Genomic DNA, 12,316 nt, shown 5'->3' on the forward strand with positions numbered 1-12,316 from the left:
GGGTGATTATTGGCCAGTGAAAACCGGTTTGCGTTTCTCTTTGAACGCTTTCATGCCTTCTTTGGCATCGGCCGAAGCGAACACGGGCCAGCCGAGTTGTTCTTCATTGGCCAGTGCTTCTTTTTCGCTCAAATGTTGTTGGTTTTCACGCAGCGATTTCAAAATTGCTTGCACGGCGATAGGGCCATTTTCATCGGCAATTTCGTGTGCGATTTTTAAGCCGGATTCCAGTGCGGTGCCTTTCGGCACTACGCGGTTGATTAAGCCCCAGCTCAGTGCTTCTTGCGCGGTGATGTGACGGCCGAGCAACAAAATTTCTGCCGCCAGTGCGTAAGGAATTTGACGACGCAGACGAATGGTGGAGCCGCCGAGTGGGAACAGGCCGCGTTTGCATTCGGTGACGCCAAAAATGGCATCTTCTGCGCCTACGCGAATGTCCGTGCCTTGCAGAATTTCTGTGCCGCCAGCCAGTGCATAACCTTCCACCGCCATCACAATCGGTTTCATGGGTTGGTTGTGACGCAACAGAGCTTGCCAGTGTAAATCTGGCACTTCTTGCATCATTTTTTGAATCAATTCTGCATCGGCATCGCCGTCAGTACCGGATTTCAAATCCATGCCGGAGCAAAAGGTGTCGCCCTTGCCAGTGAGTACAGCAACGCGCAGGTCTGGGTCGCTGTCCAGCAAACGCCACGCGCGGTACATGCCCACCAACATTTGTGAGGACAGCGCATTTTTGGCTTCTGGACGATTGAGCGTGACGATCAAAACATGACCGTCTTTTTCAATCGTGCAATTCTTAGTGCTGATATCGAGTTCTGTTGCCATTAAAGTTTCCTCAAGTTAAAAAATAAAAAAGATAAAAAATGAATAAATAGAGAGAGGGGGTTACCAGTCAATGTCGTAATCACCGGCAGCAATCAACTCCGCGAGTTTGATTTGGTGCTGCGTACTGGAACCCAAGGTCAATTCATTTTGTTTCGCCCACAGTGCAAAACGCCACAGTGGGTAGTCGCGATCTACGCCCATGCCGCCGTGCAAATGTTGCGTGGCGTAGCTGGTGCGGTGTGCGGCATCGCCCAACCACATTTTTGCCGCGTGAATTTCTGCGCTGGCATCAGCACCGCTAGCGAGGCGATCTATCGCTTGCAGCGTGACCAGCTTCAAACATTTGGCATCCATATAGCAGTTGGCAACGCGGTGCCCAACGGCTTGGAAGGTGGCAATTTTGACATTGAACTGTTCGCGCTCTGAGGTGTACTGCGCCGTCATCTGCACCATTTTTTCCAGCGCGCCAGTTTGGTAGGCGCACAGTGCGAGGGTGTAGTGATCCACCAAAAATTTCACCGCATCGCGACCGCCAAGTTTTTGCGCGGGCGTGTTGTTGAACTGCACAATAAATTGCGGCTCGTAAGTGGTGGCTTTCAGTGCGGTGAGAGTGACGCTGCTGTCTTTAGGGTCGACAACAAACAGCGCGACTTCATTGCCTTCTTTTGCCACCACCAACATGCGCGTGGCGATATTGGCGTAAGGCACGCACAGTTTTGTGCCGTGCAATTTTCCGTCTTTGGCAGACAGTTGTGCTTCAAAGGCATCGTAAGTGTGTTCTTCGTGGAAAGCGGCGGTTAATACCACTTCGCCCGTGGCTACGCCGCCCAACATGGCTTGCAGTGCCGCATCACCAAATTTTTGCACAGCGAGTGCAGAAACGAGAGAAGGCACAGCAGGCACAGGAGCCAGCACACGACCACATTCTTCGAGAAATAGCGCGAGTTCTGCAAAACCAAAACCCATGCCGCCGTTGTCAGCAGGCACAGCAATACCGAGTAAGCCGGCGTCTGCCAATTGCGCCCACAGTGCGCTGTTGTAGCGCTCTTTGGCCCACATATCGTATTGATGCAATTCATCGGGCGTGACTTCATTGCCGAGAATTTCATTCGCCAAATTTTGAATATCTTTCTGTTCGTCAGTTAAACCAAAATTCATAAACTGTTCTCCTATAGGCTCAAGCGCGCAGTGGGCGCGGCATGTTGAGGCCGAAGATGGAAATAATGTCGCGTTGGATTTCGTTGGTGCCGCCGCCGAATGTCAGAATCGACAGCGTGCGATACAAGCGCTCCAGTTCGCCTTCCAGCACTATCGCTTCGGAGTGCGAGTGCAAAGTGGAGGATTGACCGAGAATTTCCATCATGTCGCGGCAGGCTTCGATCATGTATTCCGAGCCGTACACTTTTGCGGCCGAGGCTTCCGCCATATCCAAACCGCCTTGCGCAATCGACCAAGCCTGTTTGTAGCAAATCAATTTGATGGCTTCGGCACCGGCGCGCACTTTGGCAAGTTTCATTTTTACCCAATCTTGATCGATCAAACGCTGACCATTCGCCAATTTTGTTTTTTCTGCGTATTCACACACTTTGCGAAAAATGCCGACGATAGGGCCGTGCGTAACGAGTGCAAGACGCTCACGGTTGAGCTGGCTCATAATGACGCCCCAGCCGCGATTTTCTTTGCCGATCATCCACTCTTTTGGTACGCGCACATTTTCGTAGTAAGTGGCATTGGTGCGCACCGAGCCGAGTGTTTTCACTTGCGTGATAGAAATGCCTGGGTGATTCATCGGAATCAAAAACATGGAGATAGAACCGTGTTTGCCTTTTTCTTCCACATCGCCGGTGCGACAGGCCAGCCACACATAATCAGAAAACTCGGCCAGCGAGGTCCACATTTTTTGCCCGTTGATGATGTAGTGGTCATCGCCATCTTTTACCGCGCGGGTTTTCATGGAGGCCAGGTCAGTGCCGGATCCTGGCTCGGAGTAGCCGATACAAATACAAATTTCGCCGGCGAGGATTTTGGGAATGATCTCGGCTTTCAGGTCTGGGCTGCCGAATTGTGCGAGGGCAGGCCCTACGGATTCCGAGGTCAGAAAAGGAAATGGAAAACCGGCTTTCATAATTTCCGAGAAGAAAATGTATTGCTCGATGGCGGATTTTTCTTGCCCGCCGTAGGCCTTTTCCCAGCCTAGACCGATCCAGCCGTCGCTGCCCAGTTGCTTCATGGCTGCGCGCCACAGCGGGCCGCCGCCTTCGTGTTTGAAATCCTGATTCAGTTCGGCTTTGAGTGCCGGCGTCATCAGCGTTTTGAAGTAGTCGCGCAACTGCTGGCGCAGCGCTTCCTGTTCAGGTGTAAACGATAGTTGCATAGTGACCTCTTGCGAGTAGTTGGAAAGGAAATCGGGCTGCGCCTTGGCTTTTATTTTGTCCCTGTGTGGAGGTGTGAGCCGGCGCTCTATAGGCGCAAGATTCTAGCAGCAGAAGCCGCGGGAAGCTTGGACTGGCTTTGGGGTAAATACGGGATAGACATTGCCAAGCCTTGATGCAGCGGCTAACCTGATGGGCGCGCTCGCTGCGCCATACACAATAAATATAGAGATGCGGTAAGTAGACGCGATGTCCAGCCCTGTCGAACAAAATACCCCTGTCGCTGCAGAAGATGATCTGCACGCGCCAAATCCGTTGAATGACTATTATTTTCGTCTGCTATTGGCATTGGCGGCGTTTGGTACTTTGTTGCTCAATTCATCTTGGCAAACTTTTACGCAACAGCATTTCCTCGCCGCGCTTTGGTTGGTGTATCCACACGGTATTTATTTTTTAGCTACGCGCTATTTAGAAAAGCGTGTGGAGGATGTGATTCATTACGCGGGTTATAGCGATGCCTTTTTAGTGGGCCTGATGATCGGCGTGATCGATTTCAATTTGCTGCCTGCCTTTATGTTTTTCACGCTGATTCAAGCGCAGTCTTTAATGAATAACGGTGTGCGCTACTGGGCGCAAACGGTGGGCTCGTTAGCAATAGGCTTTCTCGTCAGCTTGCTGTTTCACAAGCAGTTGTGGTTGTGGCAGGGGCATGTCAGCGCGGGCTTGCCGGTGATGATTGGCGTCAGTATTTATTTTGGCTTGCTCTCGTTCTTTATGTATCGCCGCACCAAAGATTTGACGCTGCGTGTTGAAAGAACGGCGGGCGAACACCAAGCCATGCGCATGAAATTGTGGAAGTTGTCGCGCTATGTCTCGCCGCAGATTTGGCGTTCGGTGTATTCCGGCAGTGAAGTGAAGTTAGAGACCAGCCGTAAACGCTTGACGGTATTTTTCTCCGATATAAAAGGTTTCACTGAACTGTCGGAGAGTTTGGAAGCCGATCAAATGACCGACATGCTCAACCACTATTTGAGCGAGATGTCGCAGATCATCCACAAATACGGTGGCACCATCGACAAGTTTATTGGCGATGCCATCATGGTGTTTTTTGGCGACCCCACCACGCGCGGTGCGCAGACCGATTGTTTGGCCTGTATTTCGATGGCGATCGAAATGAAGAAACACATGCGCATCATGCAAAAACACTGGGGCAGCAAAGGCATAGAAACGCCGCTAGAAATTCGCATGGGTATCAATACCGGCTACTGCACCGTGGGCAACTTTGGCACGGAGCAGCGCTTGGATTACACCGTGTTGGGGACGGAAGTGAATTTGGCCAGCCGCTTGGAAACTGCGGCACCGGCGGGCGAAATTTTGATCTCGCACGAAACCTATTCGCTGATCAAAGATATCGTGCTGTGTGAAGAGAAGGGCACGATCAATGTCAAAGGCTTTAGCCAACCAGTGAAGGTTTACACGGTGATCGATTTCCGTAAAAACCTCGGTGCCAAGCAGACCTATTTTGAACAGCGCGCGGAAGGTTTCTCCATGCACTTGGATCTGGAGAAAGTCAAAAACTACGACCGCGATCGATTGCTTAAATTCCTGCTGAGCGCCGCCACGCGCTTGAAGAACCAGCAACCGCCTGACGCATAGATGCCCGCGTTTTTTATACCCTGATTTTTTGTCTGTATATCTGATGAGGCGATCGTTTTACAATGAACGCCTACTGTTTTCTGTTGTGAGTACACACCATGTTGGAAGTTGATATCACCGAATCTGCACAAGATTATTTGGCGGGTTTGCTGGCCAAACAAAATACGCCGGATATCAGCGTGCGTATGTTTGTGAATGATCCGGGTACCTCGCGCGCCGAAACTTGCATTGCTTACTGCCGCCCTGGTGAAGAAAAAGAGGGCGACGAGTTTGTCGAGTTCAAGCAGTTTCGCTGCTATTTCGATGCGCGCAGTATTCCGTATTTGAAAGATGCCAAAGTGGATTATTCGCCGGATCGCATGGGCGGGCAGCTCACCATCAAAGCGCCGAATGCCAAAATGCCGCAAGTGAGCGATGACAGTCCGCTGTCTGAGAAAGTGAATTATGTGTTGTACAACGACATCAACCCGCAACTGGCAGCGCACAGCGGTGAAGTGTCTTTAGATCACATGGATGGCAATGTCGCGGTGCTGAAATTTGGCGGCGGCTGCCAAGGTTGTGCCTCGGTGGATGTCACGCTGAAAGACGGCGTTGAGCGCACCCTGATGGAAAAACTGCCGCAGTTGGAAGGTGTGCACGATGTGACGGATCACACCGACCGCAGTCATTCTTATTACTAATTTGTCGATTTGTTTTAACCGCGCCCAAACACTTGCTTAACCACTTCGCGGCAGGTACCGGTGCCGGGTAAACAAATATCCAACGAATCGGCAAAATCCAGTGCGCTGGATAAATCTTTAATCGCAACCGCTTTAAAGCCAGTCATGATTTGTGCGAATGTTTCTTCGTCAAAACCTTTTTTGGTGTCGAAAATCATTTTCATGGACGGTGTGAGCACGCCGTTGCCGGTGGTGACTTCTTTCAAAACATCCAAACTCAGCCCGGAGGCTTTGGCGAGCTTCATGCCTTCGTGTACCGCCATGAATTCGATATAAGTCATCAAGTTGTTGCACAGTTTTAATTTCATGCCGCTGCCCAGTTCGCCTGCGTGCACCACTTTTTGCCCAGAAGTCAGCATGTATTTTTCTACGCTGCGTATCACCGTTTCATCGCCGCCGCACATGTAGTAGAGCTGCTTGCTGGCTGCGCCGTGCGCACCGCCAGTGATGGGCGCGTCAAATACATGCACATTTTTTTCTGCGGCAATGGCGGCGAGTTTTTGAATGGTGTCGATTTTCACCGTGCTGTGTATAGCCACCACGGTGTTGGGTTGCGCGCGCGCAAGAATGCCGTTTTCACCGTTGAGCACGGCAAAGGTGTCGGCATCGTCGCGCACACAAATGCCGATGTAATGGCACTGCGCGGCCAGCTCGGCGGGGCTGCTGGCAATCGCCGCGCCCTCGGCAGCCAGCTCTTCGCAGGCTTTTGGATTGATGTCATACACCACGGTGGAGAATTCACTTTTGGCGAGTTGAACGGCCATGGGTTTGCCGATGTTGCCTAGCCCGATAAAGCCTGCGCGCTGTGTCATGCCCTTTGCCTCTGTGCGTTTTTTAAGATGCTTCACACTAGCGAGCCGCAGGGATTTGGTCAAGAATGCTTTACTATTTATCTAAAGTTTGTTTAATCTGCGGCATAGAACAGCAAGCCGTTGGAGCGGAGCATGAACAAAGTGTCGGGCAACGGGAAGCACGCCTTCAAAAATAATTTGGGGCGCGATTTATCTTTTCTCAGCCGCGATTTGAGTCGGGGTTTGATGGCGAAAAGTGCAGCGAAAGGGCACAAAGGGCTGAAGCTGAATTGGGATACCGTGTTTCTGAATTTGGATTTTCGCGACGGCTCGCGCATTGTGGATTTAGCTCAGGCGAATGGGCTGACCAAGCAGGCGATGAGTCAGATCGTGGCGGAAATCGAGAAGCAGGGTTACATCACCAAGCAGGAAGACCCCGAAGACGGTCGCGCCAAAAAAATAGCACTCACCGCGCGCGGCAAACAGCTAATACAGGATTCCATGTGCGCCTACGATGAACTGGAAGCCGAATATCAAGCACTGATCGGCGCTGAAAAATTAGCGCAGCTCAAAGCGATTGCGGCCGAGTTGGTAGAAAATAGAGCGCGGCGTTAGGCGATACCTTCTGTTAGTCAAAATCAAATTGTGCTTTTAACCACACTGTGCGCCCCGGCTCGTTCACGCGATCCAGTTGATCAAAACCCGCGACCATATCTCCACGACGGCTGATGTGTTCGGCATAAGTTTTATCGAGAAGATTGTCGATGCCGGTTGTCAGTTGTAAATTCGGCATGACTTTCCAGCCTGCGTTCAATGAGAGCACGCCGAAGCCACGTGTATTGCCAATATCCTGCCCTGCGATGTTGCCTTGGTTGACGCTGACGTGTGTCTGTTTTGCTACTGCACGCCACAAAGCGCCATAAGACCAAGTACCGTCGTCATAATGCAGTCCGAAACGGGCTTCGAGCGGTGGCAACTGCGCCAGCGACTTGTCATCGGTGTCATTTTCGCCACGCACATAGGCGAGGCTCGCATCCACCCTCCAGTTGTCGTTGATTGCATAACCCAGCTCTGCCTCACCGCCCCAACTGTGCGCCTCGATATTGCGGGTGATGGTGGTGGTGCGCCTTCCCATCATGCCCATCGGCTTTACGACACCGGACTGGATCAGCAGGTAATCATCGATGTGGTTGTAGAACGCGGACACACTGCCTGTCCATTGCCCGCGAGCAAACAGATAGCCGAGATCCAGTTGTGTGGTTTCCTCAGGGTCTGCGTTGAAGGCGCTGACGGAATCCGCTGTTTCCTTGGAAATCAGTTCCCAGTAATCGGGGAAACGTTCGCTGCGACCTAGACCGACATAAGCAGTGTCATCCGCAATGTCATGTTCGTAGCGCATGAAGCCGCTGGTTAATTCTTCCACGCGTTCGTCACCGGCTGTCGGGTTCGGTGCGCTCATCATCATGTTCAACATGACGGTTTGGCGCTTGTCTTCGGCATGCCAGTGGTCGTGGCGCAAGCCGCTGATGATGCGTTGCTTGTCGTTGTAATGATGCGTTATCTCACCAAAGACACCCACTTGCTCAATGTTGGCATCTTCCACGCGATCTTTGTCCTGAAAACGCATCATGTCTTGGTTCATGGTCGTGCGGTTGCTGTGCTGGTTTTGTTGCGTATCGCTACCGAAGACCAGTTCTGTGCGCTCGCCGAGCAGTACGGTATTCGCCAAACGAGCGCCCAGCGTTTCACGGTCAGGGTTCATGGCCATGCGCGTTGCCATCATGCCGGTTGGTGTGCGAAGGCTGTAGTTGTCCATTACATGATCGACATAGTTGTAATACGCCTGCACTTCCAGTTTTTTCCAACGCTCGGTGAGATTTTCCTTTATCAACTTGATGCCAAGGTTGTCGCGTTTGAACAGAGAGCCGTCTACACCTCGGTCGGCATAAGCAGCTTCGCCATCGCTGTGCCCCATAGACAACTCCAGTGTGGTGTTCTCGTCTGGTGTCCAACCTGCGGCAGCATTGGCGCTCCAGCGCTGGTACTGAGAATGCACTTTTTTACCATCACCATCGCGGTAGTCGCCTTGGTGAGCGTTGGTAGCTGTGCCGCGTATATAGAAGTCCGGCGTGCCAGCCAGCACGTCGACCATTTCATCGTTGCGATCAAAACTGCCTACTAATGTGCTGATGTGAGCATTGAAGCTCGTCTCTGGCAGGCGTTGGAGCTGGCGCTCAAACAGGATAGTGCCGGCTGAGTTGCCCGGTCCATTGCGTACGGTCTGTGGTCCTTTGATGATGCTGATGCTGTCATAGCTTTCTGGGAACACGTACGCGGTAGGTGGGTCCATGCGACTGCCGCAACCACCGAACAGCATTTCGCCATCCAGTAGGATATTCAGTCGTGATCCGGCCATCCCGCGAAAAACGGGGTCACCATCGGTGCCGCCTTTACGGATGACGCTAAACCCTGGGATTGCCTTCAGATAATCGGCACCATCATGGGCGGGTAGCGGTTGACGTGGCGCTTTGGGGTCTGTCACCACGGTCAGAGGTTTGCTGGTTTTTTCAGCAGTAACCACAACAGTTTTTAAGCGCGTGTTGTCTTGGCTTTCTCCTGCATCTTCATTGGCCAGTACCGGTGCCGTTGCCGTTGCGTACAGGGCGGCGGCCATTGCCAAAGACAGTGTATTTAATCCGCGTTTCATGAACTGTTTTCTCCAGACAGATCTGTATCGGGCGCGGATTCTAGTTGGGAGGAGCGGAGGAGAGAATGCGGCATATTGTCGCAGCGGGATTGTGCGAAACAGTTAAGCCAATTACGCCACTTTGCTGCGTGTTACCAGGTCGTTAATCAGCGGCAGTAATTCTTCCGCGCCATAAGATTGTTGGATATGCGCTGCGTCCACTGCGCCGTACAGCGTGCTGCGATGTTGTGGTTGACGTTGCGCAGCTTTAATCATCGCGTCGAGATTTTCAGGTGAGTTTTCCTGTCCGTGTGTGGCACCGGCAGCGCGTGTGATGCTTTCATTCATTAGCGTGCCGCCCAAATCATTTACGCCAGCGGCGAGGCAGGCGACAACACCTTCGTTGCCCAATTTCACCCACGAAGCTTGGATATTGTGGATGTGCGGTGACAACACTAAACGCGCAATGGCGTGCATCAAAATCACTTCGCGGAAGGTGGGGCCTTTGCGCGCACGACCGCGCAAATACATCGGCGCTTCTTCCGCCACAAACGGCAGCGGCACAAACTCGGTAAAGCCGCCAGTTTGTTTTTGTAAATTTAATACGCGCAAGAAATGGCGCGCCCAATGTTCGTAGCGTTCAATATGACCAAACATGATGGTGGCGGTGGAGCGCAAGCCCACGGCGTGCGCGGCTTGCATCACCTCAAGCCATTGCGAGGTATTGATCTTGTCGTGGCACAGCGTAGCGCGCACTTCGTCGTCGAGAATTTCGGCGGCGGTGCCCGGCAGCGTGCCTAAGCCATGCGCTTTCAGTGTTTGCAGATAATCGGTGAGCGGCAAATTGAGTGTGGCTGCGCCTTGCCAAATTTCCAGCGGTGAAAACGCGTGGATGTGCATGTCTGGCTGCACGGCTTTTACCGCATCCAAAATTTCTATGTAGGTGTTGCCATCGTAATCGGGGTGGATACCGCCTTGCATACACACTTCGGTGGCGCCGCGCTGCCAGCCTTCGGTGGTGCGGCGTTGAATTTCTTCTAATGAAATATCGTAAGGTTTGCCGCGCAAGTTTTCATGCGTTTTGCCCTTAGAAAACGCGCAGAACTGGCATTTGAAATAGCAGACATTGGTGTAATTGATGTTGCGGTTGACCACATAAGTGACGGTGTCGCCATTCAGATTTTTTCGCAGCGCATTTGCTGCGTGACAGATTGCGCCCACATCGTCGCCGCGCGCGCGAAACAGGCGCACAATTTCTGCTTCGCTGGGCGTGTGCCCCTGATGAATAGCAGTCAAAATATCGCGCACATCTTGCGAAGCAGTTTGTGTACGCACGGGCTTGTGTATCTGCGACAGCATTTCTGGCGGCGGCGTTTCGCTGCTGCCGGTTTGCCAGGTGTCGATACGCGGAAAACCGTCGCCATCGGTTTGTTGCAATAAAGGCGTGTGGAAAACTTTGTCGGTCCACATGTCGAGCTGGCGCACAAAAGCGGGGTAGATGGTCAAACGCTCTTGCAAATATTTGCCTGCGTTGGCGGTGGCTTCTGCTAGGTCTTGCAGGTGCGGCCACGGCGCTTCGGGATTGACAAAATCCGGTGTGAGCGGTGAAACGCCGCCCCAGTCATTGATGCCGGCATCCACCAGTTTTTCTAACACCCCTGGCGATAAATTGGGCGGCGCTTGTATTGCCATCTCGCTGCCAAAAATAATGCGCGCGACAGCTATCGTCCACAATAAATCTTCTAAATCCGGTTCGGGTGCTTGCGCCATTTTGGTGTCGGGTTTGGCGCGAAAGTTCTGCACGATAATTTCTTGGATGTGACCGTACTGCGCGTGCAGGGCTTTGATGGCGAGCAGGGATTCAACGCGCTCGCGCCGCGTTTCGTCGATGCCGATCAAAATGCCGGTGGTGAACGGTATTTTTTGTTTGCCGGCTTCTTCCAGTGTGGCGAGCCGCACCGTCGGTACTTTGTCGGGCGAGCCGTAATGCGGCATATCTTTTTCACACAGGCGCGCCGACAAACTTTCCAGCATGATGCCCATAGACGGCGAAACACTGCGCAGTTTGGCCATTTCATCGGCAGTGAGCGTGCCCGGATTCACATGCGGAAATAATCCAGTTTCTTCAAATACGGCTTTGGCCATGGCGTATAAATAATCCACCGTGCTGGCGTAGCCCATTTCATCCAAGGCTTTGCGCGCCGCGTTGTAGCGCAACTCCGGTTTTTCACCGAGGGTAAACAGCGCTTCCTTGCAGCCTGCGGCGGCACCGGCGCGTGCAATCTCCAATACTTGCTCGCGCGTCATGTAGGCGCTGTCAATTTTCTTTGGTGTCTGCGCGAAGGTGCAGTAGTGGCAGACATCGCGGCACAAATGCGTCAGCGGAATAAAAACTTTTTTGGAAAAAGTGACGACATTGTGAAAACCGGCATCGCGCAGTGCGCGTGCTTGCGCCATCAAGGCGGCGGTGTCATTGCAGTCTGCCAGTGATAAAAAATCTTCAGATGTTTGCATGCTGTCGATCAAAAAGTTTTTAGCGTGTTGCGGTGAGCGGCCAATCAAACAATTCGCCGTACTGTTCCAGCCAGTGTGAAAGATGGGGTCTGGTGCCTGCGGTGCGCAGCGACAACAGCGGTGCAAAATCCTGCCATAAATCAATGTCGCTACCCAGTTGTGCATTGTAAACGGTTTGCATGGCAATACCCTGCGTGCGGCAAAAATCACTGTGTGCGCTGTAGCTGTGGCTGCCGTAGAAAAATTGCATTTGCGTCGGCAGGGTGAGCAGCATGGCGTTGGTGCCATTGTTTTGATTGTCTGGCACTAAAGTGACAGCCGCAGTGTGGTTTTGGTGTGCGGCAATGACATCGTCAATATCGCTCGTGGTGGCGAGTGGTAAATCCGCGTGAAGAATCAGGGTTTGTGTTGTGCCGCGTGCACTGATTGCTGCAACGGCGGCGGTGATGCCACTGTTCAGGCAGCGGTCATCTTCTAGGTTTAAGACTTCGCTGCGCTGTTGTGCGGCGAGCTGTGCAACTTCTGGGCAGCGTGTAATCAGCGCCACGCCGCTAACTTTTGCGCAGTGCTGCAAGGTGTGCAGTAAATCCGCCAGCAGCGCCGCCATCAAACTTTGACGCGCTTCCAGCGGCAGCGCATGCGCCAAGCGGCTTTTGCAACTGCGAAAATCTTTGACGGGGATAATGACTTGCATGCGATTCTGCAAAATAGTCACAGCGAAGGAGTTGGCTATGTTGCGGGCTTTCGCTG

10 protein-coding genes are annotated in these 12,316 nt (G+C 52.6%); 3 read left to right on the forward strand and 7 right to left on the reverse strand.

Going from position 1 to position 12,316, the window contains the following annotated elements; translation table 11 throughout:
• Positions 1–6: 6 nt before the first annotated feature.
• Genes IPK30_10435 through IPK30_10445 form a run of 3 tightly spaced genes read right to left on the reverse strand, consistent with a single transcriptional unit; the run spans position 7 to position 3,202 of the window.
• Positions 7–828, reverse strand: a complete 822-nt coding sequence (locus IPK30_10435) for a crotonase/enoyl-CoA hydratase family protein (GenBank protein ID MBK8103663.1) — start codon at positions 826–828, stop codon at positions 7–9.
• Between the two features lie 60 nt (positions 829–888).
• Positions 889–1,986, reverse strand: coding sequence for an acyl-CoA/acyl-ACP dehydrogenase (locus IPK30_10440; protein ID MBK8103664.1), 1,098 nt, complete (start codon positions 1,984–1,986; stop codon positions 889–891).
• 19 nt (positions 1,987–2,005) lie between these two features.
• Complete coding sequence (locus IPK30_10445) at positions 2,006–3,202, reverse strand: acyl-CoA dehydrogenase family protein (GenBank protein ID MBK8103665.1); 1,197 nt, start codon at positions 3,200–3,202, stop codon at positions 2,006–2,008.
• A 247-nt stretch (positions 3,203–3,449) separates the two neighbouring features.
• Between IPK30_10445 and IPK30_10450 the strand changes: the two genes are divergently transcribed.
• The gene (locus IPK30_10450) at positions 3,450–4,856 is read left to right on the forward strand and encodes an adenylate/guanylate cyclase domain-containing protein (protein MBK8103666.1); all 1,407 of its coding nucleotides are present in this window, start codon (positions 3,450–3,452) and stop codon (positions 4,854–4,856) included.
• Between the two features lie 98 nt (positions 4,857–4,954).
• Complete coding sequence (nfuA, locus tag IPK30_10455; GenBank protein ID MBK8103667.1) at positions 4,955–5,536, forward strand: Fe-S biogenesis protein NfuA; 582 nt, start codon at positions 4,955–4,957, stop codon at positions 5,534–5,536.
• Between the two features lie 14 nt (positions 5,537–5,550).
• On the opposite strand, the gene IPK30_10460 is transcribed toward nfuA, so the two are convergent.
• Positions 5,551–6,387, reverse strand: coding sequence for an NAD(P)-dependent oxidoreductase (locus IPK30_10460; protein ID MBK8103668.1), 837 nt, complete (start codon positions 6,385–6,387; stop codon positions 5,551–5,553).
• A gap of 132 nt (positions 6,388–6,519) precedes the next feature.
• Here IPK30_10460 and IPK30_10465 point away from each other — a divergent pair, with 132 nt between their 5' ends.
• Positions 6,520–6,981, forward strand: coding sequence for a winged helix-turn-helix transcriptional regulator (locus IPK30_10465; protein ID MBK8103669.1), 462 nt, complete (start codon positions 6,520–6,522; stop codon positions 6,979–6,981).
• Between the two features lie 13 nt (positions 6,982–6,994).
• Here the strand turns inward: IPK30_10465 and IPK30_10470 are convergent, their stop codons facing one another.
• From IPK30_10470 to cofC, 3 genes are all read right to left on the reverse strand, one after another.
• On the reverse strand, positions 6,995–9,073 hold the full coding sequence (locus IPK30_10470; GenBank protein ID MBK8103670.1) for a TonB-dependent copper receptor: 2,079 nt from the start codon (positions 9,071–9,073) through the stop codon (positions 6,995–6,997).
• Positions 9,074–9,184: 111 nt separating this feature from the next.
• Complete coding sequence (gene cofH / locus IPK30_10475; GenBank protein MBK8103671.1) at positions 9,185–11,566, reverse strand: 5-amino-6-(D-ribitylamino)uracil--L-tyrosine 4-hydroxyphenyl transferase CofH; 2,382 nt, start codon at positions 11,564–11,566, stop codon at positions 9,185–9,187.
• A gap of 19 nt (positions 11,567–11,585) precedes the next feature.
• Positions 11,586–12,260 (reverse strand): 2-phospho-L-lactate guanylyltransferase, encoded by a 675-nt coding sequence (gene cofC / locus IPK30_10480; protein ID MBK8103672.1) that lies wholly within the window; start codon positions 12,258–12,260, stop codon positions 11,586–11,588.
• Between the last annotated feature and the right edge of the window lie 56 nt (positions 12,261–12,316).

This window comes from Cellvibrionales bacterium (genome assembly GCA_016713115.1).
Classification (GTDB): domain Bacteria; phylum Pseudomonadota; class Gammaproteobacteria; order Pseudomonadales; family UBA7239; genus UBA7239.